Source organism: Thermincola ferriacetica (assembly GCF_001263415.1).
GTDB classification, from domain to species: domain Bacteria; phylum Bacillota; class Thermincolia; order Thermincolales; family Thermincolaceae; genus Thermincola; species Thermincola ferriacetica.
This window is the reverse complement of the sequence record NZ_LGTE01000014.1, coordinates 25,937-51,424: the sequence shown is the minus strand read 5'-3', so window position 1 is coordinate 51,424 and position 25,488 is coordinate 25,937. Positions and strand designations below refer to the sequence as shown.

Genomic DNA, 25,488 nt, shown 5'->3' with positions numbered 1-25,488 from the left:
CACCTGTACCTTTTTCGACAGAGGTACAGCGATTCCTGCTTTTCCGGGAAAAAGTAAAGGAATCCCCGGAACCGGTGGCGAATTAATTTTTATTCTGCACCTTTGTGTTCAATTTAAACATTTCTGCTGTAAGGAGTGTCCGGTTTGTCACTGCGTTTTATCATCGGTCGGGCGGGAACGGGAAAAACGCAATACTGCCTTGAAAATATCAGGCTGGCTCTGGAAAAAGAGCCCATGGGCAGCCCCATTATTTTTCTCGTCCCAGAACAGGCCACTTTTCAAATGGAATATGCCCTTGCCCATAATTACGGTTTGGGCGGGATTATCCGGGCCCAGGTTTTAAGTTTCCGCCGGCTGGCCTGGCGGGTACTGCAGGAAACGGGCGGCGCCGCCCGGGTGCCTATCGGTGAGTTGGGCAAGAGAATGGTATTACGCCGTCTCTTGGACCACCACCGGGGTGAACTGCGGGTTTTTGCGCGGAGCGCGGACAGGCCCGGGTTTGCCGATGCCCTGGCGAGGTCCATCGGAGAAATGAAAGTCTATCGGGTGGGTCCCGGGGATTTGGCTCTGGCGGCGGAAAAAACCGACGAGACACCGGGATTATTGAATGCCAAGTTACAGGATCTGGCCTTAATTTATAGAGAATTTGACGCTTTTTTGGCCGGCTGTTATACGGATCCCGATGACTACTTGACGCTCTTGGCTGAGAAACTCGACGGTTCCTCTATTCTTGAGGGGGCGGAGGTGTGGGTGGACGGATTTACCGGGTTCACTCCCCAGGAGCATTATGTTATTGAAAAAATCCTCGGTAAAGCTGAAAAGGTGCATGTGACTTTGTGCCTTGAGCCTAAAGATACCGGGCGGGAACTGCAAGAGCAGGACCTTTTTTATCCTACCTGGGAAACTTTCCGGGAAATTACCGACCGTGCGCAAAAAAACGGGGTAAAAATTGAACCGCCTGTATTGTTGGATGCGGCCATACCCTTTCGGTTTCAAAACAGTGACAGTCTAGCTCATTTGGAACGGTGTTATTTCCGGCATCCGACGGAAACGGCCGGAGCAGGGGAAGGGATCGAGCTGGCTGCGGCTGTCAACAGACGGGCAGAGGTGGAGGCGGTAGCCCGGAAAATTGTTTACCTTTGCAGGGAGCAAAATTATCGCTGGCGGGACATTGGTATCCTGCTTCGGGATCTGGGTCCCTATCGGGACCTGATTGCCGACGTATTTCAGGATTACGACATCCCCTTTTTTATGGACTGCAAGCGGAATATGCTACATCATCCACTGGTGGAACTGATCAGGTCAGCCGTGGAAACGGTGATTAAGGACTGGTCCTACGAGCCGCTTTTCCGGTGTTTGAAAACGGATTTGCTGCCGGTAAGTCGGGAGGATGCCGATTTACTGGAGAACTATGTTCTGGCCCACGGAATCAGGGGCTATGCCAGGTGGGCTTCCGGCCCCTGGCATTACCTGCGGCAATTTACCCTGGGAGAAGATGCGGAACCGGTGCCGGAAGAAAAAGCTGAACTGGCGGCTGTAAACCGGGGGAGGCTACAGGTAGTCAGCAGTTTGGGCCTTTTCACGGAAAAGCTAAGGCAGGCGGGAAATATTGCGGAAATTACTGCCGCCGTATATACCCTTTTGGAAGACCTGCATGTGCCGGAAATTTTACATAAGTGGGCGCGGGAAGCAGAATTGGCCGGCCGGCTTGAGCAGGCCCGGGAACATTTGCAGGTATGGGGCGGTATTACGAGCCTTTTTGACGAAATGGTAGAAGCCATTGGCGAAGAATCTGTTTCCCTGGAAGATTACCTGGCCGTACTGGAAGCAGGGTTGGAGAGTCTGCGCCTCGGGCTTATTCCACCGGGGTTGGACCAGGTGGTTGTGGGGACGATGGATAGGACGCGCAGCGCCAATACCCGGGCTTTGTTCATCCTGGGCGCCAATGAAGGGGCGCTGCCTGCGCGCCAGGCGGACGACGGTATATTTAATGATTCAGAAAGAGAGAGGCTGGCCGAGGCAGGAGTGGTTTTGGCTGCCGGGGGCAGGCGCAAAGCTTTTGACGAACAGTATTTGATTTATATGGCTTTAACCAGGGCCAGTGAAAAGTTATGGCTGAGTTTTCCCCTGGCGGACGAGGAAGGCCGGGCGCTGACTCCCTCGCCGGTAATCAGGCGGATTAAGGAGCTTTTCCCCGGCCTTAATGAAACCTTTTACCAGGTTGACAAGCTGCCGGACGGGACAGCAGGCGGGTTAGAATATTTTATCCACCCTCAGCGGGTATTGGCTGATTTGGCTGTCCAATTGCGGGAGTTAAAAGCGGGGCGGGCCATCGATCCTGTTTGGTGGGATGTCTACAACTGGTTTAACGGCAGCGCCGACGGGAGGGGCCGGTTGGCTAAGGTTCTACGCGGGGTTTTCCATACCAACACGGAAAAAAGAATCTCCCCTGAAGTGAGCAGGGCTCTCTATGGCCAGCCTCTAAAGGCCAGTGTTTCCAGGATAGAAAAATTCAAGGCATGTCCTTTTGCCCATTTTGCCGGTTACGGTCTGAGATTAAAGGAGCGACTGCTGTTTCGGCTGGCTGCTCCTGATATGGGAGAATTTTTTCATGCTGCCCTGAAGCTTTTTAATGACCGGCTGGCCGAAAGAGGGGTAGACTGGGCACAACTGAGCCGTGAAGATTGTGGCGACCTGGCGACACAAGTTGTGGAAGAACTGGCGCCTCAGTTGCAAAGTGAAATTCTGTTAAGCACTGCCAGGTACAGGTATTTGACGGGCAAACTAAAACGTTCGGTAAACAGGGCAGCCGTTATCCTCGCTGAACATGCCCGCCGCAGTATCTTCCGCCCGGTGGGAGTAGAGCTGAGTTTTGGCGCCGGCGGAGAACTCCCTCCGGTAACCGTTGAACTTGCCGGGGGCGGCACACTGCACCTGGTAGGTAGGATTGACCGGTTAGATGTGGCCAGGACGGAAGAGGCCGATTACCTGCGCGTGATCGATTATAAATCCAGTGATAACCGACTCAGCCTGGCTGAGATTTATTACGGGCTAAGATTGCAGCTTCTTACGTACCTGCACGTGGCCCTGACCCACAGCGCCCGCCTCGTTGGCCGGCCCGGTTTACCAGGGGCGGTGTTGTACTTTACCGTAAAGGAACCGGTTATAAGGAGCGCCGGTCCCATGTCCCCCGATCAGGTGGAAAAGGAAATTATGAAAAAGCTGAAAATGCAGGGTTTTTTGCTGGGTGACCCGGAGGTAGTCAGGATGATGGATAACCGGATAGAAACGGGGTACTCCGAATTGTTCCCCGTGGCCATTAACAGGGAAGGTAATTTTTATGCTACCTCGTCTGTCGCTTCCCTGGAGCAGTTTACGGCTTTACGCTGCTACCTGGAACAGGTATTCGCCGAAACGGGCGGTGAAATTCTAAACGGCGTTGTGGCAGTAAACCCCTACAAGTACAAAAACATTTCGGCCTGTGTATTTTGCCCTTTTAAGCCCGTGTGCCAGTTTGATTTACTTTTGGCCGAGAACCGTTACCGGGCGCTGTCCCATCTGGATGATAACGAAGTATGGGCCCGGCTCCTTAGAAAGGGGGACCAATAGTTGGGTGGTACAAAATGGACCAATGAACAGATAACTGCTATTACCACGCGGAACTGCAACCTGTTGGTTTCGGCAGCGGCGGGGGCCGGAAAAACGGCCGTACTGGTAGAGAGAATCATCAGGCGGATAGTGGACCCGATAGACCCTGTTGATGTGGACCGCCTGTTGATAGTCACTTTCACTAAGGCGGCGGCCAATGAAATGCGGGAAAGAATAGGCCTGGCTATTGCGCGGGAATTAGACAACAACCCTGCATCGCTCCACCTGAACAGGCAGGCGACCCTGTTGAGCAGGGCCTTTATCACTACTCTCCATTCCTTTTGCCTGGATGTGGTAAGACAGTATTTTTACCGTTTGGAACTGGACCCTGCCTTCCGGGTCGCTGACGATGCAGAAGCGGCCCTCATGCTGATGGAAACGCTGGAAGACCTTTTCGAAGAACTCTACAGCAGCGGGGATGAAGAGTTTTTGGCTTTAGTGGATGCCTATGGGGGAGAACGGGATGACTCCAGGCTGCACCAGTTAATTTTGGATGTTTACAGGTTTGCTGTCAGCAACCCCTGGCCGGAATATTGGCTGGACAAACTGGAAGCTGCTTACAAACCCGATTCTATTAGTTCCTTCGAGCAACAGCCTTGGGTGCAGATTCTGCTGCAGTGGGCAGAACTCCAGCTTTCCGGGTGCCTGGTCAAACTCAAAGAGGCGGAAAAGCTGGCCCTCAGGCCCGGTGGGCCGGCGGCATATCTGGACAACCTGCGGGATGACATGGTGGTTGTCCACGACCTGCTGGCTGCCGCCCGTTCATGGGACGGTCTGCACCGGGCCTTACAGGATCTACAGTTTGGCAAGCTGAAGGCCTGCCGGAATAAGGACATCGACGAGACCCTTAAGGAAAGAACAAAGAAGCTGCGGGAAGAAGCAAAAAAGACTATTGCTTCCCTGAGCAGGGATTTGTTTGCCCGGCCGCTTGGCGAGCACGTGGCAGACCTGGAAAGGACCGCGCCTTATGTCAGAACCGTTGCCGGGCTGGTAAGAGCTTTTATGGAGCGGTACAGGGAGATGAAGACTGCCCGCGGGTTGGTAGATTTCTCTGATTTGGAACACTACTGTCTAAAGGTATTGCTGGACGAAAAATCAACGCCCCAGAAGCCAATGCCATCCCCAGTTGCTCTTGAGCTCAGGGAATACTTTGCGGAAGTGCTGGTGGACGAGTACCAGGACATAAATGCCGTTCAGGAAACCATTTTGCACCTGGTATCAAGGCAGGGCGAAGACGCCGAAAGGCCAAACCTGTTCATGGTGGGAGATGTCAAGCAAAGTATATACCGTTTCCGTTTGGCGGAACCTTCCCTGTTTATGAGCAAGTACCTGGCTTATCCCCGTACGGCGGGAGAGGCCTGCCGGGCTGTCGACCTGACCAAAAACTTCCGCAGCCGCCGGGAAGTGATTGACGCGGTAAACTATATTTTCCGCCAGATCATGACACCGCGGCTGGGAGAACTGATATATGATAATAAAGCTGAATTGCATTGTGGCGCTCTTTATGCCGATGTCCCCGGAGGGGGACCCCCTGCCGGAGGCCCGGTGGAACTCCATTTATTGGAGAAGAAGGTGGATATAGGCGCGCCCGGCGGCGAAGATAATGAACAACCGGATGCGATCGATGCGGGGGATGATGCGAGTAATACCGATGATGACCTGGCAGAACTGGATGCTACCCAACGGGAAGCCCGCCTGGTTGCCAGAAGGATTAAAGAACTGGTTAGCGGTACAGCGGAAAGGCCTGGGCCCCAGCTCCAGGTTTTTGATAAAACCACAGGCGGTTATCACCCTGTCAGGTACCGGGATATTGTCATTCTTATGAGGGCCACCCGGGGAGCCGCCAATATATTTGTGGAAGAGCTGCGGGGCGCCGGTATACCTGTTTATGCGGACCTGGATACGGGGTACTTTGCTGCTACTGAAATTGAAATTGTCATGTCCCTGTTAAAGATAATAGATAACCCCCGCCAGGATATACCGCTGGCTGCTGTGCTGAGGTCGCCTATTGTAGGTCTTACCGCGGAAGAATTGGCCCTTGTCCGGCTCTGCGCCCCTTCCCGAAACAGCCGGTTTTATGATGCTGTACAGGCTGCGGCAGCAGACGGCCCTGTGCCTGAACCTGTCAAAACTAGGTTGCAGGCCTTTCTAACCTCCCTCGAGCAGTGGCGTACCATGGCCCGGCAGGGTTCACTGGCAGGGTTGGTCTGGCGCCTGTACAATGAAACCGGTTATTACACCTACGTTGGCGGAATGCCAGGCGGCATGCAGCGGCAGGCCAACTTGCGGGCCTTATATGACCGGGCGCGGCAATATGAGGCCACTGCCTACCGGGGCCTGTTTCGTTTCCTGCGATTTATCGAGCGGTTTCAGGACCTGGGTAACGATTTGGGAACAGCCAGGGCATTGGGTGAAAACGAAGATGTGGTAAGGATAATGAGTATCCACAAGAGCAAAGGCCTGGAGTTTCCTGTGGTTATTGTGGCCGGCCTGGGCAAGCAGTTTAATACCGTTGACCTGAGGCAAAATGTGGTCCTGCATAAAGAACTGGGCATCGGGCTGCCTGTCATGGAGCCGGAGTTGCCTCTTACCTATCCGTCACTGGTACAGTCCGCCATCAGGAAAAAGAACCAGATGGAAATGCTGGCGGAAGAAATGCGCGTTTTGTATGTGGCTCTCACCAGGGCCAGGGAGAAGCTGATTCTGATTGGGTCAGCGGCGGAACTGGAAAAATGTGCGGCCCAATGGTGCCAAAATATGCTACATAAGGAGTGGCCTCTCCCCGATGTTAGCCTGGCAGGCGCTAAGAGTTTTCTGGACTGGATCTGCCCTGCCGTGGCCCGGCACAGGGAAGGACAGTCCATCAGGGACCTGGCCGGGTGTGATGAGGCGCCTGCAGGAGAGCCGGCGGAAGACAGGTCCCTTTGGAGTGTGCGTGTTTGGCGGCCGGGAGAATGTCTTGTACCACAGCCTGAAGAGCCCGCCGATTACGAAGAACTGTTGGAAAAGGTCAGGAAAATGGAACCCGTGGATATTACCGCCGGGCAGACAAAGGTTATCAGCGAAGCCCTGAGCTGGAAGTATCCTTTTGCTCTTACCGTGGTTAAACCTTCCAAGGCGGCTGTAACAGAAATAAAAAACTCTTTCGCAGGGATGGAGATGGATGAAGCGCACGGCAGCCATCCTGCCGGGGAATTAGCAGTTTTGCGCAAATTTAATTTCATCAGGCCCAGGTTTTATCAAAATAAGAAGGGTCTGACGGCCGCCGAACGGGGTTCGGCTATGCATCTGGTGATGCAGCATTTAGACTTCAGGGGGGATTTGACAGAACAAGGCATTGCCCGACAACTGGCCCACATGCAGGCCAGGGAATTGCTTACCGCGGAGCAGGCCAAGGCGATCAACCCAAAAGATATAGCGGGTTTCTTTAATTCGGAAATCGGGCGCCGCATGTTACGGGCGGACGAAATATACCGGGAACTTCCCTTTACTGTCACACTGCCGGCAGAAGTTATCTACAGCGACCTGCCTGCCGGTTGTGGGGAAGCGGTACTGGTGCAGGGGGTTATTGACTGCCTGCTGAAAGAGGGCGACGGTTTTGTTTTACTGGATTATAAAACAGACCGGCTCCCGGTGGAGAAAAACAGCCCCCCTGCGGGAGATGTCCTTCAGGTATTGGCTGATAAGTACAGGGGCCAGTTAAATATTTATGCCATGGCTGTTGAGCGTATATTGCAAAAACCGGTTCGGGCCAAATACATATATCTGTTTGCGGTGGGAAAGGCAGTAGAAATTGTTTGAAAAAAGGGTGATGATTTTTGGCCAAGGTCAGTTTTATCCATGCCAGCGATATTCACCTGGGGCACCGACAGTTTAACCTGGAACAGCGTTTCCAGGATTTCGGATTGGCTTTCAAGCAGGTGGTGGATACGGCTCTGGCAAGGAAGGTCGATTTTGTACTCATTGGAGGAGATTTTTTCCACAAAAGGGCTATCGATGCCGAGACTCTCAGACAAGCCATGGAATTACTGACGCCGCTCAAAGAAGCAGGAATTCCTGTCGTTGCCATTGAGGGTAACCACGACAAGGCTTTTTACCAGGAAAAAAGTTCCTGGCTCAACCTTTTAAATGCACTTGGCTACATAAAACTGCTGAAACCGGTTTATCGGGACGGTAAAGTAGCCCTTGCTGGGTGGGACCGGGAAGAAGGCGGCTGTATTTTGGAGGAACAGGGGATTAGAATCATCGGCCTGGGTTATCTTGGAGCTACAACGGCTCAACGACTGGAAGAAATTGCCGGTGAACTTGCTTTTTGGGCCGGTGATAAGGGGGAGAAGCCTTTTACCGTCTTACTTTTGCATGCCGCAGTTGACAGGATGTTGGGTCAGGACCTGGGAGGAGTGAAAAAAGAAATTCTGGACAGCTACAGGGGGCAGGTGGACTATATTGCCCTCGGCCATATACATGCCCGCCAGGAAATTGACGACTGGGTCTATAACCCCGGTTCCCTGGAAAACTGTCATATTGATGAGGCCAAAGAGGGCCGGGAAAAGGGTTTTTATTATGTAACCGTAAACGGGTTGGAGAAAAAGGTAGAATATATCCCTGCTTCACCGCGGAGGGTATGTATTTTACCCATAGATATTACGGGTTCCGCCAATCCGGCAGAGGTGCGGGAAAAGATATGGCAGGAGCTCAGGAAGGCGGAAGTTGAAAAGCTTGACGAACCCATAGTTCAGATAGTCCTTAAGGGCGAAATCGAATTTTCTTCCCTGGCCATAGATGTAGCAGCTTTAACGAAAGAAATCAGGGAGGGAACGCAAAGCCTATATGTGGAGGTGCAAAACCACGCCAACCTGCCGGCTGAAAACATGGAAGGCAAGGACCGCAGTATGATGACCAGGGCGGAAATTGAGCGGCAGGTACTAAAACAACTGGTCGGCAGGCAGCATCCCGCATACCGGCACTTTGCCGATGAACTGGTCGGTCTTGTAATAAAGGTGAAAGAAGCATCGTTAAATGGGGAGCCGGCCCGGGAACTGATTGCCGAGATTGAAAAGCTGGCCTGCGAATTGCCGGAAGAGGACCTTTCTGCCGATATGGTTGCCGCGGCCGGGGGAATACCTGCCGTGGAAGGAGGGGAAGGCGTTGAAGATTCGGAAAATCAGGCTGCAGAACATTAAGAGTTACGTGGACCAGGAGATAACCTTTAACGAAGGAGTGAACTTCATTTCCGGGATTAACGGGGCAGGTAAATCTACCATTATTGAGGCTATCGGGTTCGCTCTTTTTGACCACCACCCGGGGACAATCGGCGAATTCCTCCGCTACGGGACGAAAACGGGGACAATAACGGTGGAATTCTGCGGCATTGATGAGCGCGAATACAGGGTGGTCCGTAAACTGGGTACCAGTTCCCTCTGGACCGTGTTCGATCTGGAAAGTGGCGGCGAACTTGATCTCCACGGAACCAGGGATGTGAAAAACTGGCTGAAGGAGGCCATGGGAATTGACCAGGACATGGAACTGGAGCACCTGTTCCGGGATATAGTAGGGGTCCCCCAGGGCACCTTTGTGGCACCTTTCCTGGAAACTCCGTCTTTAAGAAAAAAGAAGTTTGATGCCATTCTGAAGGTGGAGCAGTACAGGGACGCTTACTTGAACACGCGGGCGGCCGCAAAGTTGCTGGATGAGCGGATGCGCGAGCAGGAAAAGGACCTGGCTGTCCTTGCTGCTGAAGTGCAGGATTATGATGCAGTCAAAGCCCAGGTCCAATCGGTGACGACAACAATCAGGGAGTTGGAGGAGACACTGCAACAGTTGGAAGGTGAAGTACAAAACCGGGCTCAAAAAGTAACGGAACTGGAACGGTTAAAGGAGAGGCTGGAGAAAACGGAGGCGAGTTTGCAGGCCCTGGCGGCGACCATTGAAGGGCTGGAACAGCGGGAAAAGGACCTGAGGGAAAATCTGGCGCAGGCTGCCCAGGCCTACCGGGTCGTCCGGAATGCAGCGCCGGGCTACAAGGCTTACCTGGAACTGCAGGAAAAGGCTAAGCTGCTGGAAAAGCAGAAGCGGGAAAAGGAAGGGCTGGAACAGGAAGTTAACAGGTTGAAGCAGACCATGGCTGCGCTGCAGGCAGCTATTGGGGCCAAAGAGAAAGAGGCGGCCGCCCGGGCCGCAGATTTGCAGGCCGAAGAGAAAGAGCTTAATAACCGGTTGGCGGAGAACGCCGCTCTACTGGCCAAAGCAAAGGAAAAATATCAAAGGATAATGGCGGGTCAGGAGGCGCTTCTGCGTTGGCGACAAAGCGAAGAGAAGCTGGCCGGGGCCTGTGCCGGCCTGCAGGATATTTACCGTGAAATAAACGCCAAAGGCCAACTGCTGGAGGGGAGCCTGGTCCAGGAGGAAGCCGCCATATTGGAGCGGTTGGAAGAGCTAACTCCTTTGGAGGCGGTCGCCGAACAACTGGAAGCCCGGGAAAAGGAACTAAACCGGTCCCGGGAAGAATGGGCTAAGCTTAAAGAAAGACTCCACAGTCTGCAGAAAGACAGCCAGCAGGCCGCTGACGGTTTGTGTCCGTTTTTAAAGAGCCCCTGCCAGAATGTAGCGGGTGACCTGAGAGGTTTTTTTGCCAGGCAGATTGCGGAAGTGCAGAAAGAACTTGATTCCTTAAAGGAGACCGGCCTCCGACTGGCCGATGAAGTTAAGGAAGCCAAAGCGGCCAGGGAAAAAGTACTGGTCCTACGCGCTGAGAAAAAAAGGTTGCAACAGATACAACAGCAGAAAGAGGCAATGACTGGAGAAATTGCCCAGTTGACACTCCGTTTTCGCCGGCCGGATTTTGCCGAATTGTTGGATGAATTGCGGAAGACCGGAGATTTGCCGTCAGATGAATTGGAAAAGTGCTGTAATCTTTGGAACAGGGAATGGCAGGACGAAAGGGACTTGGACACTGTGTTGGCTGCTGTTGAAGCTGTTTTAGAGCAGTCTGGGACACGGCGGGCAGCTAAGGAAAAGGATTTTAACGAGAGGCTGCAGGAGGCTTCCAATACTCTCACCCGGTATTCCACGGAAAAGGAAAACATTATCCGGGCCCTTGACCAGGTACAGGCCAAAAAGAAACTGTTGGCAGACGACCTGGCTGCCCTGGAACAAGAGAAGAAAAAATTGTCAGATATGGAAGCTCGGGTTGGGGAGACAGCCGGGAAAGCCGCCGCATTCAAGGGGGTGGAGGAGGCCCTGGAAAATACCCGGACGGCCCAGGAACAGCGCCGCCGGGATTATGAACTGTACATGGAAAACCGGGCGACAGCCGCCAAAAAAGACAGCCTGGAGCGGGAACTGCAAAAATTATCCGGTGAAATAGCGAACAAGAAGGACCAATACATTAGGCTACAGGAAGAAAAACAACAGCTTGTCAAAAGTTTTAACCCTACAGCCTATAATTTGGAAAAAGCTGAGTTGGACATGATAAAGCAGAAACATATTGCCCAGAACCAGATATTGCAGGAACGCAAAAATGACCTGCAGGAAGCAATCGAAAGGCTGGGTAGCCTGGAGAAAAAACTGGCCGCTATAAAGAAGCTGGAGGAAGACATGCGCCGGACACGCAAAACCCAACGGCTTCTGGAGGCCATTCGCGGTATCCTGAATAACGCCGGTGCGCCAATAGCCAAAGTTTACCTGGAAAACTTGTCCCAGGAAGCCAACGAAATTTACCGGCAGATTTCTTCCGAAAACGCCATGCTCGAATGGCGGAGTGATTACGACATCTGTTTGACGGACAACTTCCAGGGCAGGGAACGGGTGCGCATTTTTAAGCAGTTTTCCGGCGGGGAACAGATGACGGCTGCGCTGGCAGTAAGGTTAGCGCTACTCAAACAGCAGTCGCAGGTGCGGATAGGTTTCTTTGATGAGCCGACGGCCAACCTGGATACCGACCGGCGGTTGAACCTGGCCGATACCATTCCCAGGGTCACAGGAGATTTTGACCAGTTGTTTATTATCAGTCACGATGATACCTTTGATTCCATGACCGATAACATCATCCAGATAAAAAAAGACACTGAAGCGGGATCAATGTTGGAATAGCTTCGGAAAAACGGTTGTTTCACCATTACAGGGCACAGGGAATAATTCTCAAAATGCGAAAGTCCAGTTAATACTCTTTATGTTAAGTGAATTTTGTATTATATTAAAATAGGGTTAGGTGTAAACAAGCGCTACTGGGAGGAACCTTAATTGACAAAGAAGAATTCCTTCATCTACATAATTATTGTTTTCTTGCTGCCGGTTTTGGTTGCTGCCGGATGCGGAAGCAAAGAATCTTCTATGGGTACGGTAGTTGCCGATGGAATTCCTCCGGAGATTGCCAAGGTTGCCGTAGGAGTACTTGATGCCTATATGTCCGCCGATTGGGCGGCCTTATATGATTATATTCATGTTGATATTCAGGGCACGGTAACTAAAGAAGATTTCATACGACTGCGCACAGAGGCCAGAAATCGTATAAAATTAAAATATCAAGGTTACAGGATTGAAAAATTAAAATTTATAAAAACATGGCGAGACCCGGCGAATCAGGAACTGCTTTTTAACAATGTAGCTGAAATAACCTACACTGTAACTGTTGAAGGCTCTAAAGGAATACAGGAAATTAAGAGCAACCTTTATCTGGCCAAAGGCCCTGATGGAAAATGGGCTTATCTCTGGCCAAAAAATTGAGGGGGATATAGTATGCATCGTAAGATACTTATATTTTTTGTAATAATGGTGTTGTTTTTCGGGGTAATGGGATGCGGTCGAAAGGGACCGGCGGCCAAGGTTAGCCCTCCAAAGCCTAACATAGCTCCTGACATAGCTGAAATAGCCACCCAGGTTTTGACCAGCACTGAGCAGGAAGATTGGGACAAGCTTTATGGGTATCTGCACCCTGATATTCAGGCTTTAATAACAAAGGAGCAATTTGCTAAACAGATGGCGGAAAAGAAAAGCCATATGAAGATTAAGTATGAGAACTTTGCCCTGGTAAAAGTAAAGATGCTCCCCGAGTGGCAGGACCCCTTTGAGTCAAAAATGCCATACAGGAATGTGGCGGAAGTCTACTATACTGTGAAAGTGGATACGCCCAAAGGAGAGAAAGAGATAACCAATACCCTGCACTTGGTGAAGGTCAACGGTGACTGGAAATATCTCTGGTCAAGGATATAACAGGATACCGGGGATTGATGAAGTGAACCGGATATAACAGAGGTCGTAACGCGGAAAGTTACGGCCTTTTTTGGCATAAAAAGCTAAGCTTTACCCGGAAGGTCTTGGCGAAGCCTACCTTTTTAAAGCATGTTAGTAAGGCAAGTGAATATTTGCTTCAATTAATTACAGGCAATAAAGCAGGAACCCTGTTAATTTGGTTATAATAATTCTATTATGGTATTAGAAAACTGTTATATGGAGGAGCAAGATGATACCCATTCGTGACAGCATTCGACCGCGGACCTTTCCTATTGCCAATGTTACTTTGATAATTGTAAACATACTGATATTCATTCACGAACTTAGTATGGGGCCGCGGGAACTAACTCTTTATTTCTACAGGTACGGAGTCGTACCGAAAATTGCCACAGCCAGCTTTTTGACAGGGAATTTTTCTCCGGAAGTCTTGATACCTTTTTTTACCACCATGTTCCTGCATGGCGGTTGGCTGCATGTTTTAAGCAATATGCTTTTTCTCTGGGTTTTTGGCGATAATATCGAAGACCGGTTAGGGCATTTTCGGTATTTGATTTTTTACCTGCTGGTGGGAATTGCGGGAAGCATAGGCCAGGTCCTGGCCAATCCCCTGGCGGAAGAACCGCTGGTTGGCGCCAGCGGCGCCATAGCCGGGGTTTTGGGGGCTTACTTTGTCTGTTTTCCCAGGTCCAGGATAGTTACCCTGATTCCTATTTTCTTTTTCTTTACTTTTGTGGAAATTCCGGCTTTGATATTTTTAATCCTCTGGTTTCTGATTCAGGCTTTTAACGGGTTGGCCTCAATCGGGGCGCCCGGTAATGTGGTGGCCTGGTGGGCTCACATAGGAGGTTTCATTGCCGGCATGATTCTTATCAGGCTGTTCCCCAAAAGAGCTCGCGCCTATCGCTAGATTTTTGAATTGACGTGCGAACGTTTGTTCTGTATAATTTTGTTAGGGAATCACCGGAGGTGTGGCGGGCCTTGGATACTTTGGAAAAAATGAGGATACTGGGAGGAGCGGCCAAATACGATGTTTGTGCTGCGACTGGGTGCAGTTCCGGCCACAGCAAAGGCTTTCAGGGAGCCATACGCAATGTGGTATGCCATAGTTTCCTGCCCGATGGAAGATGTGTTTCCTTATTTCGGGTATTGATGACCAACGCCTGCCAAAAAGACTGCTTCTACTGTCCTAACCGGGTACAGCGGGATGTTCCTAGAACCGGTTTTCAGCCGGAAGAACTGGCCAAATTATTTATGGAATTTTATCGGCGCAATTATGTAGAAGGTCTTTTTTTAAGTTCAGGAGTTTCCTACCGGCCGGAAAAGACCATGGCTGATATGCTGAACACCGTGGAACTCCTGCGGTTTAAATATCAATACAAGGGGTATATCCATTTGAAAATTTTACCCGGTGCGACCTATGATTATGTGGAAAAAGCCACCGAGCTGGCTACCCGGGTATCCATAAACGTAGAAGCTCCTAATCAAAAGCGTTTAAAGAGTTTAAGCAAAACCAAGAATTTGAGTGATGATGTGCTTGTGAGAATGAAATGGGTTAACAAACTCATGGGTCGAAACAGGTTGCCAGCCGGCCAAACCACTCAATTTGTCGTGGGCGCGGCAGGAGAAAGTGATGCAGAAATACTGGGCAGCGTCAACAATTTGTACCGGAATTACGGTTTGCATAGGGCCTATTTCAGCGCTTTTCAACCGATCCCGGAAACCCCGCTGGAAGATATGGCGGCAACGCCTTTGCTGCGGGAACACAGGTTGTACCAGGCCGACATTCTGATGCGGCAATACCGCTTAACCTTTGAAGAACTGTCCTTTGATAAGAACGGAAATCTGCCGCTGGAGATGGACCCTAAGCTGGCAGTGGCTTTAAAAAATATAGACCGGTATCCATTGGAAGTAAACAAAGCTTCGTATTACGAATTGCTAAGGGTGCCCGGCATTGGCCATACTTCGGCCGGCAGAATTATTAAGGCCCGGAAGAGTTGCCGGATTACCGAGATAACCCAATTGAAACGAATGGGTGTGGTGGTGACAAGGGCGCTGCCTTTTTTGACTGTAAACGGCAAAATCTATAACAGCTTTAAACATGTAGAACAATTGGCCCTATGGAGTGATGAAGGTGTTGATTTATCGCGGGTTAACTCCCCGCTCCTTTTTGAAGGCAGCCTTGCTTCTGCGGTTAAATAAGGGAGTTTCGTTTCTGGCTGATGAAGCCGGTGCGGGAGATCAAGATTATACCCTGGAACAACTGGCCGATGAATACTGTAAAAAGTACGGCCGGGTCGATTGGCTTTACCGGCCCAGGCAGCTTAATCAGTTGGAAAAAATACTGCTTTATGCGGCCCGTTTTCGGTCTGCTGACAATAATTTTCTTATTTTTACAGTCATAAATCAGGCTTTGGAGCAGGGAATCGGCGTTGTACTGGGGAAATTAACACCTGAAGCGGCGCAACTGTACTCCAGGGCCAGGCAGGTCTGGGCCGAAATTCACCGGGTCAAGGGGTTTATCAGGTTCCACCCGGCAAAAAACCGGACCAAAACCCTAGTGGGCAGGGCGGAGTTCAGACACCGCATCGAAGATATATTGCTGCAGCATTTCCGGCGCCGTTATCCGAAGGAGACAGTGGTTATTATAAGAGGTTCAGAGGCCTATATTTTACTAAACAACCAGGTTAGGGTTTACCCATACAGTCAATTGGGGTTGGAATTTGATGAACATGAATTCGACTCTTTCTGGGATGTTTATTATGATTCGCAGACGGTGGAAGGCCGCCTGAACAAGAAATTAGCCAGGAAGCACGTCCCGAAAAAACTTTGGTCCTGGGTGCCCGAAGGAAATAAGCTAAAATAAACAGGGGCCCGTTATCTTGAATTTCGAGAAGCTTTGGCCAGGGTAAAAGCGCTTTTGCAGCTGCATGTATTCAAATCCAAACCGAAATACCTGGGGCCGGTTATCCCCATTTGTAAATTTCTCATTTTCAGGAGGTTTTTTAGTCTGTATCATCCAATATAATATTATATAAAATTGAATTAAGGAGTGGTTGAAATGGCGGAGTACAGGGTTGTTGAGGTAGCTCGGCTGGACGATTGTGGTGATCTTGGGGAAAGGGAGTCCCAGATCAAGGAGTTCGAGACCACGTTGAACGAATTTTGCTCGGTAGGGTGGGATATCGTTTCCACTAAGCTCTTGTATACCGACAACGGCTCCGTGCGAAGAGCGCTAATCGTGCTGGCCAGGTAACCTCGCAGCCTCAGCTATTGTACTAAAAGCCGCACCTTGTATTAACTACACTCCTTCCAATTAACACTGCTCTAATTCATTTGGAAAATTAAATAGGGTAAAAAACTTAATAATTAAAAGGAAAGAGAGCCTTAATGGCTCTCTTTTTCCGAAGATGCTGTCAGTGCGCCCACGGGGCATACCTTGACGCATTCACCGCACTGGGTGCAGCGGGATTCGGCCAGTTTTACCTCCCCAAAAGTTGAGACCTTTCGGTCCATACCCCGCTTGATAAAACCGATGGCGCCTACCTTGACTTTATTCCTATCTACCCAAACGCACTGCCCGCAAAGAACGCAGCGGGAAGGATCGAAACTGAACGATTGGGGACTGTCATCCACAGGCGTTTCCTTTACAAGGCTTCTTAACCGGGTAAGCTTAAGTTTTAGTCCCCGTTCTTTGGCCATTTTTTGTAAAGCACACTTACCGTTTTTGGCACATTTGGCACAACCTAAACGGTGATTGGACAGCAGCAGTTCGAAACCTGTCCGGACTAATCTGTCTACCCGTGGGCTGCGTGTCCTGACTACCATGCCTTCTTTTACAGATAGGGTACACGACGTAACCGGATTAGGCATTCCTTCGACCTCTACGAAACAAAGCCGGCAACTGGCCTCGGGACGTTCAGCTTCCTTAACGCCGCAGAGATGCGGTATATAAATGCCGTTTTCCAGCGCTGCCCAAAGGAGTTTTTCGCCTTCGGTAACCGAAATTTGTTTATCATCGATTGTTATTGTTACCGTTTTACTCATGGTTGCCACCCCCTTCTACCGCAACAGGCGGTGATACTTTCACGACTGCCTGGTACAAGGGTAGGCAGGTAACCAAACAGTTATCGCACTTGACGCATTTATCCTGGTGAATGTCTTTTAGCATGTCGGGCTTGGTGTAAACGGCTTCAACAGGACAACTGCCTACGCAGGCATCACACAGTTTACTGCACTTTGCGGGGTCTATAATATAACTGATTAAGTCTTTGCACATGAGTGACGGGCACCGTTTTTCCTGAATATGGGCTTCGTATTCATGGCGGAAAAAGCGAATGGTGGTTAAAACCGGGTTGGGAGCAGTCTTACCCAGGCTGCATAAAGAACCTGCTTTGATATCTTCTCCCAGCTCTAAAAGTAAGTCTATATCTTCTGGCTTGCCCTGGCCTTTAGTGATATCTGTAAGGATTTCCAGCATCTGTTTGGTGCCCAGACGGCAGAAGGTACACTTACCACAGGATTCTTTTTGCGTAAATTCCAGGAAGTACCGGGCTATTTCCACCATGCAGTCGTCTTCACTTAACACAACCAGACCGCCTGACCCCATCATTGCTCCTGCCTGCTGTAAGGAATCAAAGTCTATTGGTAGGTCGAGTGAGGATTCGGGAAGGCAACCGCCTGATGGCCCGCCGATTTGCACGGCTTTGAAGGGTTTGTCATCTTTAATGCCGTTACCGACGTCATATATCAGGGTCCGTAATGTGGTACCCATCGGAACCTCGGCCAGACCAGTGCTGACAACCTTACCGGCCAGCGCAAAAACAGCGGTGCCGGGACTATCAGGGGTACCGATACTCTTAAACCAGTCAACACCTTTACGAATGATATGCGGAACGTAAGACAAGGTTTTGACGTTATTTATTACCGTAGGTTTTCCACGCAAACCGGAAACGGCAGGGAAAGGAGGCCGGTGGTTAGGGATCCCGGGTTTTCCTTCCATGGAGGCAATTAAGGCTGTTTCTTCTCCACAAACGAAAGCTCCCGAACCCTGGAAGATTTCTATGTCAAACCCGAAATCACTACCGAGAACAGAACTTCCCAGTATACCCTTTTCTCGCGCCTGTTCCAGAGCTGTGCGCAACCGTGTAATAGCCAGCGGGTATTCGGCTCTTACGTAAAAGTAACCTTTGGAGGCTCCAACGGCGAAGCCCGCAATCATTAAGCCTTCAATTACCTGATGCGGATTTGATTCCAGCAGGGCCCGGTCCATAAACGCCCCGGGGTCGCCTTCATCCGCGTTGCAGATTACGTATTTTTCGGGGCTTACAGCCTGGTGGCAGATTTCCCATTTTACTCCCGTTGGGAAGCCGGCGCCACCGCGGCCCCGCAGTTTGGCATCTTTTATTTCGGCCACCACTTCCGCGGGCTTCATAGACAGGGCTTTGGCCAGGGCACTGTAACCGTCACGGGCCAGGTATTGATTAATGTCTTCAGGATTAATCAGACCGCAATCGGCCAGAACAATTTTTTGTTCATAAACACCGCGCGGAAAATCTTCGAAAGTAGGGAACATGTCATTGGGTTCAAGGGCCGCCATGGCAAAATCAAAGCAAGGGTCGTCATTTTCCAGGTAATCTGTGACCAGGCGTTTGGCGATACCCTCATCGACAGAGCCGTAACATAGCGGTGGGAAGCCTGGCTTGTAAATAATGACCATGGGTTCGGCGTAGCAGTGTCCCATACAGCCTACTTCCATAACCTCTACATCCAATTGGCGGTTTTCAACTTCTTTCCGAAAAATATCGAGAACTTCCAAAGCTCCGGCTGCTCTCCCACATGTTGCTGTTCCAACAAGAACGCGGGCTTTTTCCTGCCACTTAGAAATATCCTGCAGGGCATCGTTTTTCAGGATTTCATAATTTTTTTCTACTGTAGCATTCATTGGCTCTCACCTGTTTCTTCCTGCTTTTGTTTTTCCTGCGATTTCTTTTCCATTTCAAAGCCCAGGAGAATACCATCGACACGTGTAGGCCTTACTTTTCCTTCAATTTTTTCATCAATAACAACCACGGGGGCCAGGGCGCAGCAGCCAACGCAGGCTACCCGTTCCAGGCTGAATTCGCGGTCCGGTGTGGTTTCTCCTTCTTTAATGTTTAAACGGCGGGCAAAAGAGTCCATAATGATATGGCCGCCCGTCATATGGCAGGCCGTGCCCATACATACTTTAATCTGGTGCTTACCGGGCGGGTTCAACCGGAACTGGTTGTAAAAGGTGGTGACTCCGTAGATTTCTACTTCGGGAATATCGAGTGCTTCAGATATTTGCTGCATTGCCTGTTTTGGTACGTATCCCAGATTGTGCTGTACTTCCTGGAGAATGGGCAGCAATTTTTCTCGGTCAGCATTATTCTTTTGCAGCGCTTTCTCCGTGACCGAGCGAATTTCCGTCAATTCCTGTTCTGAAAGCTGAATACCCATACGTTATCCTCTCCCTCCTTAAAAAATGGCTGGCAACCTGCTAAAATACGAAACTTCCCCAAATTATCGCAAAATTCTGCTCATTTCCACAACTCTATTTTAAACTAAAACTTTAAATAGGACAACAAAAAAACTAAAAATAATATATACGGAGTATTTAATAGGATATAAATTTATCTTATATATTATGGAAAAAAAGGAGCCTTAACTTGAAAGTCAACCGGCCAATTACTGCTAAGTATTTAAGAAAATGAAATGAAAAAGGGATTTTGTTTGTCACCGGCAGGACGACAAAGTATAATGGTTAAAGGAAAATAATAGGAGGAAGCATTGGTATGACTAATATGGCGGATAAGATCAAGGGTTGTCTTTTTGGCGTTGCGTGTGGGGATGCTTTGGGAGCGACTTTGGAATTTATGAGCCGGGAAGAAATCAGGAAGAAATACGGACGTTTGACGGAACTTACCGGCGGTGGGCCCTGGCGGCTTAAACCGGGTGAAGTCACCGATGACACTAAAATGACTGTTGCTGTCGCCCGGGGCATTGTCAGTAACCCTGTTGACCCACTACCTTGTATTCGGGAAGAATTTATCAAGTGGTATCAGACGGATCCGCCAGATATCGGGACCACGACGAAGATTGCTTTAAACCTTCTCACCGAAGGTTTGACCTGGGAAGAAACGGCCGGGCGGGTCATGGAAATCAGAGGCGAGCATGCGGCCGGCAACGGTTCTTTGATGCGTACTGCGCCCGTTGCATTGGCGTACCTTGATGAACAATTATTAAGGGACATGGCCCGTATGCAGTCTATGCTTACCCACCCCCATCCTGATGCCTTATTTGCCTGTGAATTATATTGTTTAATTTTGCGGGAGATTCTCACCGGTTCGGGGATAAATAGCGCTATTTGGAGTATGCTGGAGCGTGAGGACAGGGAAGATACCTACCATAGCTTTCTGCAAAATGCCGGGGAATCGGAGATTGACAGCGGCGGTTATGTGGTCAGCACGCTTCGCACAAGTCTGTGGTGCCTACTCAGGACCAGCAATTTTGAGGAAGCTGTGGTTAAAGCCGTCAATTTTGGGGATGATGCGGATACTTGCGGGGCGGTAACAGGGGGCCTGGCAGGAGCGTATTACGGATACAAAGGTATTCCGGACAGGTGGAAGGAAGCCATAGTTTGCAGGGACGAATTATCGCAGTTGGCACAGGAACTACATAGAATAAGAAGTTAAGAAGGCATAAGGGGCCAACTTAAATCGGCTTTTCCAAATAAAAGCAATGTAAGCCGGGACTTTAAAATATTTAGAAAGCAGCATGATAAAAGCAGGAGAATTTCCTGCTTTTTTTGCCGAAATGATGGTGAAAAAAGTAAAAATAATTGGTTATACAGAAAAATATTTCTAATATCGGAAGGGAATTATAGGGGCTTGTAGAAAATATAACAAAACATAAACAAAGCCTTGTCTTTTGCTTAACTTTTTATTAAGTTTTTTCGATATAAATAATAAGTAGAAAGGCCGGTTTTTATATAATATGTAAACAATATGAACTTTAATAAACTAAGGAAGGGTCTGGTTCATGCGTACTGGTAAAAACTATGTTAAATGGGTTATCGGCGGTTTTTTATTCTTTGCCATTTGTGGAGGTTTATACTGGTTGCTGCACCAGTCGGATAACGAAACAAAAAGGGAAACCCGAAACCAGGAATTTATCTCTCTTCAGGTGGTGCAGTTTTACCTGCATCTTCCGGGCGGGGACATTATAATTGGCAGGAAAAATCCTAATTTCAGAAAGGTATTGCAATTAGCCGAAGATGTTGTCACTTCGGTAAGTGAACCTTTGGTTTCACCTTTAGAAGGGGTTCGGGAAGTGGAAAAGGCTGTTTATGAAATTCAGAGTAACAGTGTGGCACTGAGTGTATGGCTTATCAATCCGCAAAAAATAAGTACAAAGATTCCGGCTAAAGATGGAGAAATAGCTGACAAATTTAAAAACAGGGTCATTGAAACAGACCGTATTATGATTGTACTTGGCGGCAAATACATGGGGCAGGTGCTGACAAAGGAACCGGGAAGAGATGATAAATGGTTAGCCTGGAAAGTATCCCATGAACAATTAATGCGATTGGTGGATGTGGTTAGGGTCGGAGGACTTTAATTTTTTGGAGGGATGGTAATGGATGGGCGCTATAGTAACGAAATTCCATTTACCAAAGCTTTGGCTATATTTGCTGTTATTGCCATTGTTATATTTGCCTTGGGTATTGGGATTGGAGAGATGTTTTTTTGGGACCAATATGAGACCATCAATCCCCTGGACAAAGAAATAGAATATTATAAAGGTATTGTAGCCAGGCAAAAAGACAACGACAATGCTTTAGTTGAACTTGGTTGGCGTTATTACAGAAAAGGAGATTATCAACAGGCCATAAAGAACCTTGAAGAAGCTGTCCGGATTAATAGCAGTAATCCGGCGGCTCACTTTAACCTTGCTTTAAGCTATAAAGAAATAGGTCTGCTGGAAAAAGCGGAAGAGGAATTCAACAAGGTTTTACAAATTAGCCCTGATCATAAATTGGCTCCCTTTTACATGGGGAAGATGTATTTTGAGCAAAACAGGTATGATGATGCTATCAAGCAGCTTGTTAAGGCTACAGAACTGGACCCTGCTTCGGCGGATGCATCTTATCTGTTAGGACAAGCTTATCAAGCAAAAGGATATAATGAAGAGGCACTGGCTGCATATGAGAGGGCCTTGGAACTGGTTCCGGGCCATTCGGAAGCCAAAGAGGCCTATTATAAGCTGCAGGCTCAGGTAAAAAAGAAGTGAAATGGATGAAGACTGATACAGCTTTGGAGGTAAATTGCCGATGCTGGAGATGAAACGCCTGATATCGCCAAACAAGATTGCTGTGTCATTGCTGCTTATTGTTTTCCTGGTATTGGCAATAACCGTTTTGGGGCAGCGCAATACCCAGCAATGGGCCTATTCGGGTTTGCGGGTTTATAATGTTATATTTGGTTATGGTTCAAACACCTTAAACCACCCTTCTGCCGTGGCAGTAGGCCTTAAAGGCGAGGTTTTTGTAGCAAATGCCGGAAACAGAAAAATTATGGTTTTTGCTGAAAATGGGAGATATTTATATAGTTTCAGCGGGCCTGGAACGGGTTTGGCGGAACTTAAAAATCCGGTGGCAATGGCGGTGGGGCCGAACGGAGATCTATACGTATCCGACCATGACAGGAAAGAAGTAATAGTGTTTAAAAGTTCCGGTGAATACAAATATACCGTTTCTGCTGACAGACCAGCGGAATTTATCCCTAATGGGATTATAGTGGGGGAAAAGGGCCGGGTGTTCGTTGTGAACGAACATGACCGGAATTTATATACATTTTCATCAGAGGATAGAAAACTGAAAAAGCTGCCGGGCGGCGCAAAAAAGGATGGCTTCAACATTAACGGAGATTTGTGCTGGGACCCGGATACAGGGAAGATCTACGGTACAGATATTGAAAATAAACAGGTTGTGGTTTTGCAAAACGGAGAGATTACAAAGTCATGGGGACAGAAATATCTGTCAACGCCGGGCGGAATTGCATTCGACAGATCCCGCAAGCTTGTATTCGTCAGTGATTCAGTGCGGTCACGGGTAGTAGTTTTCGGAACGGACGGTGAATACAAGGGTGAGTTTGGCAGCCTTGGTGAAAAGAAACACAATTTCAATTTTCCTGAAGGGCTGGCCATGGACCAGCGAGGAAGGCTGTACGTTGCCGACAGGGGAAACAACCGGGTAATTATATATGAGTTCAGATAGTTAATTGACCAGGATTCTTTAAGTTTAAATTTTACCGGTGAAATCACCAAAGGGGGAGATGCCAGGAATGTTAATGAGAAAATCGCTTATATTGGCTTGTTTTTTTCTCTTTACTGTTATTTCCCCCGCCCTGGCAGCAGTTACTATTGACGGGGTTAAGATCACTTATGAATCTCCTACAACGAGTGTCAGCACCGTCTATTTCCAGGGTACTCCTCCCTTTACCATATACTGCAGTCTTGACGGCCAGGATTGGAGCCAGAAGGCAACTGGTGTGACTGTGTCTTCTTTTACATATACCGGATGCAGGAACTACGTAAATTATTACTTTAAAATACAGGACAGCACAGGGAGTACTGCGGTGGGGGTAGCTTTTCCCCCTGACAACAACCCGCATGGTTCGTATAAAACCGATAGCAGTTACTGTGCTGCCTGTCATGTCACCCATGCCGCATCCGGAGTTTATCTGATGAAAGCGCCCAATGCTGTGGCTCTTTGTACCACCTGCCATGACGGAACTCAAAGCAAATATGACGTTATGAACGGCAGGGTCAAACTTCCTAACGGGGACTGGGCTGAGACTTCCGGCGGGCCATTCGGAGCGTTGCGTACAGAGGAGAATTTGCCCGTGGGAGAATCGGTATATTCTGCTGTTTATGCAGGATATACGTCTGAGAGCAATGTAGCCATTAATAACAGTCCTACTTCCATTCATAACCTTGGTGTTTCTTTTAATGTGGCTCCCGGTGGCGTGAGTGACCGGCTGACAGGTCTGAGCTGTGAAAGCTGCCACGACCCCCATGGGAAAGGCGGGAACTTCAGGAACTTGCGAACAGTTATCCGGGTAACGGATACGCTGTCTGTAAATGTTAATTTTCGGGCTTTTGCGGAAACCGATCCCGCCAAATCGAGCGGGTACGGTGAAAATATTACCTATGATACGGGCAGTATCTATTTTTGTTCGGCCTGCCACAGTGATTACAACCAGCCTTCGGGAAGCGGAAGCGTGGCCGCCACCTCCACCCAGCAGCCCGGTTTTCCACTTACTGCCGCTTCTATGAACAAGTTTATCCATGCAGTAAACACTCCCCTCTACTATAAAGGCGAGTACCTCACAACGTCTTTGCCCCTGGAAGTTGGGACAGGCGTCAACACTATAGTTTGCATTACCTGTCATCATTCCCACGGTACTGCCAGGAAGGGAATAAGCCAGAGAACCGGTTCCACAGCCTTGATTCGTCTTGACAGGCAGGCTGTCTGCGAAGAATGCCACAAAAAGTAAACCGGAGGTACTGTAATGCGGCTGAATACTTTACTGAACAAAATCAGAGAGAAAAAGGTAAATAAAAAAGATTTAATAATAGCCATTTTGGTTCTGATCATTGCTGCGCTTATTTTCTTTGGCTGGTACTACTTCCGAACCAAGCGCAACCCTTTTACTGTAACCTTTGCTCCACCGGATAAGCATAAATACCTGTTCAGTATTTATGAACCCGGCGTTATGAGCAGGCCATTGGGAGTGGCTGTCAGTGAATGGGGCGATGTTTTTGTGGCCGACAGCGCTAACCACCGGGTGGCAGTTTTTGATGCCAACGGAGCTTTTAAAACCGTTCTCGGCAAACAGGGCGCAGGCCCAGGGGAATTTAACTACCCGACAGGAATTGCGGTATACGGCCGGAAAATTTATGTTGCTGATTTCTACAACCGCCGTGTCCAGGTATTAAATTTTGACGGCAAACAATTGAGTGTTTTACCCAGGGGAAAAGACCTGAGAGAACTTGGCGGCAACATTTTTCCGGTTACTGTGGCTGTTGACCGGAGTGGGAATGTTTATGTTTCGGATGTCAGTCAACACCGGATTGTGGTGTTCGATGACAGCGGACGGTTTGTCCGGTACTTTGGGCGCGCCGGCAGTAATCCCGGTGAATTGTCATATGTGAACGGGATAGCTGTAAATGAAGATGCAGGTGAAATTTATCTCGCTAATTCAAATAATGGGCGGATAGATACTTTTGACCTTAACGGCCGGTATCTGCCCGACAGGATAAGCGGTAAAGGTGCGGCCAACCCGAAAGGGATTGCTTTTGAGGAAAGCACGGGCAGCCTTTATGTCGCCGATACCCTGGCCCACAAAATCCATGTCCTGGACAAAAGAGGCAATGAAATTGAAACAATAGGCCAGCGGGGGCTGGATATAGGCCAGTTTAATTTTCCAACGGCTGTTGCTGTGGACAACAGAGGCAGGATTTACGTGGCTGACCGGGAAAACAACAGGATTCAAGTCTTTGGCAGATAGATGTTTATTGCGCACAGAG

At 49.1% G+C, this 25,488-nt stretch carries 18 protein-coding genes and 1 pseudogene; 16 read left to right on the top strand and 3 right to left on the bottom strand.

What is annotated here, in order from left to right:
- Positions 1-144 precede the first annotated feature (144 nt).
- From addB to Tfer_RS09850, 10 genes are all read left to right on the top strand, one after another.
- Entirely contained in the window at positions 145-3,609 is a 3,465-nt protein-coding gene (addB, locus tag Tfer_RS09895; protein WP_052218267.1) for a helicase-exonuclease AddAB subunit AddB, read from the top strand.
- Positions 3,610-7,449, top strand: a complete 3,840-nt coding sequence (addA, locus tag Tfer_RS09890; protein WP_052218266.1) for a helicase-exonuclease AddAB subunit AddA — start codon at positions 3,610-3,612, stop codon at positions 7,447-7,449.
- Positions 7,450-7,466: 17 nt separating this feature from the next.
- Entirely contained in the window at positions 7,467-8,831 is a 1,365-nt protein-coding gene (locus Tfer_RS09885) for a metallophosphoesterase family protein (protein ID WP_052218265.1), read from the top strand.
- Complete coding sequence (locus tag Tfer_RS09880) at positions 8,797-11,739, top strand: AAA family ATPase (protein ID WP_052218264.1); 2,943 nt, start codon at positions 8,797-8,799, stop codon at positions 11,737-11,739. The genes Tfer_RS09885 and Tfer_RS09880 overlap by 35 nt, the downstream gene beginning before the upstream one ends.
- A 150-nt stretch (positions 11,740-11,889) precedes the next feature.
- Positions 11,890-12,372 carry a hypothetical protein gene (locus Tfer_RS09875; RefSeq protein WP_052218263.1) on the top strand — a complete coding sequence of 161 codons (483 nt, stop codon included), beginning with the start codon at positions 11,890-11,892 and terminating at the stop codon, positions 12,370-12,372.
- A gap of 12 nt (positions 12,373-12,384) precedes the next feature.
- Complete coding sequence (locus Tfer_RS09870; protein ID WP_013119894.1) at positions 12,385-12,858, top strand: nuclear transport factor 2 family protein; 474 nt, start codon at positions 12,385-12,387, stop codon at positions 12,856-12,858.
- Between the two features lie 250 nt (positions 12,859-13,108).
- Positions 13,109-13,786 (top strand): rhomboid family intramembrane serine protease, encoded by a 678-nt coding sequence (locus Tfer_RS09865; RefSeq protein ID WP_052218262.1) that lies wholly within the window; start codon positions 13,109-13,111, stop codon positions 13,784-13,786.
- Between the two features lie 71 nt (positions 13,787-13,857).
- The gene (locus tag Tfer_RS09860; RefSeq protein ID WP_052218261.1) at positions 13,858-15,078 is read left to right on the top strand and encodes a putative DNA modification/repair radical SAM protein; all 1,221 of its coding nucleotides are present in this window, start codon (positions 13,858-13,860) and stop codon (positions 15,076-15,078) included.
- On the top strand, positions 15,059-15,742 hold the full coding sequence (locus tag Tfer_RS09855) for a DUF4130 domain-containing protein (protein ID WP_160315551.1): 684 nt from the start codon (positions 15,059-15,061) through the stop codon (positions 15,740-15,742). The genes Tfer_RS09860 and Tfer_RS09855 overlap by 20 nt, the downstream gene beginning before the upstream one ends.
- A 195-nt stretch (positions 15,743-15,937) precedes the next feature.
- The gene (locus tag Tfer_RS09850) at positions 15,938-16,132 is read left to right on the top strand and encodes a hypothetical protein (protein ID WP_052218259.1); all 195 of its coding nucleotides are present in this window, start codon (positions 15,938-15,940) and stop codon (positions 16,130-16,132) included.
- Positions 16,133-16,263: 131 nt separating this feature from the next.
- Here the strand turns inward: Tfer_RS09850 and Tfer_RS09845 are convergent, their stop codons facing one another.
- The 3 genes from Tfer_RS09845 to nuoE are packed head-to-tail and all read right to left on the bottom strand — an operon-like array spanning position 16,264 to position 19,356.
- Positions 16,264-16,923 carry a 2Fe-2S iron-sulfur cluster-binding protein gene (locus Tfer_RS09845; protein WP_052218258.1) on the bottom strand — a complete coding sequence of 220 codons (660 nt, stop codon included), beginning with the start codon at positions 16,921-16,923 and terminating at the stop codon, positions 16,264-16,266.
- A complete protein-coding gene (locus tag Tfer_RS09840; protein ID WP_052218257.1) occupies positions 16,916-18,820 on the bottom strand; it encodes an NADH-ubiquinone oxidoreductase-F iron-sulfur binding region domain-containing protein in 1,905 nt (634 codons plus the stop codon). The genes Tfer_RS09845 and Tfer_RS09840 overlap by 8 nt, the downstream gene beginning before the upstream one ends.
- On the bottom strand, positions 18,817-19,356 hold the full coding sequence (gene nuoE / locus Tfer_RS09835) for an NADH-quinone oxidoreductase subunit NuoE (protein WP_052218256.1): 540 nt from the start codon (positions 19,354-19,356) through the stop codon (positions 18,817-18,819). Before nuoE ends, Tfer_RS09840 begins: the two co-directional genes overlap by 4 nt.
- A gap of 335 nt (positions 19,357-19,691) precedes the next feature.
- On the opposite strand from nuoE, the gene Tfer_RS09830 reads away from it, so the two are divergent.
- From Tfer_RS09830 to Tfer_RS09805, 6 genes and pseudogenes are all read left to right on the top strand, one after another.
- Positions 19,692-20,591: an ADP-ribosylglycohydrolase family protein gene (locus Tfer_RS09830; protein ID WP_083436886.1), complete on the top strand. Its 900-nt coding sequence runs from the start codon at positions 19,692-19,694 to the stop codon at positions 20,589-20,591.
- Between the two features lie 346 nt (positions 20,592-20,937).
- Positions 20,938-21,516, top strand: coding sequence for a hypothetical protein (locus tag Tfer_RS09825; RefSeq protein ID WP_052218255.1), 579 nt, complete (start codon positions 20,938-20,940; stop codon positions 21,514-21,516).
- Between the two features lie 18 nt (positions 21,517-21,534).
- Positions 21,535-22,188 (top strand): tetratricopeptide repeat protein, encoded by a 654-nt coding sequence (locus Tfer_RS09820; protein WP_052218254.1) that lies wholly within the window; start codon positions 21,535-21,537, stop codon positions 22,186-22,188.
- 40 nt (positions 22,189-22,228) lie between these two features.
- On the top strand, positions 22,229-23,173 hold the full coding sequence (locus Tfer_RS09815) for an NHL repeat-containing protein (protein ID WP_052218253.1): 945 nt from the start codon (positions 22,229-22,231) through the stop codon (positions 23,171-23,173).
- A 58-nt stretch (positions 23,174-23,231) separates the two neighbouring features.
- Positions 23,232-23,681 (top strand): annotated as a pseudogene (locus Tfer_RS17315) (cytochrome c3 family protein); the annotation flags it as partial.
- A gap of 789 nt (positions 23,682-24,470) precedes the next feature.
- Positions 24,471-25,469 (top strand): 6-bladed beta-propeller, encoded by a 999-nt coding sequence (locus Tfer_RS09805; protein ID WP_052218251.1) that lies wholly within the window; start codon positions 24,471-24,473, stop codon positions 25,467-25,469.
- The last annotated feature ends 19 nt before the right edge of the window (positions 25,470-25,488 follow it).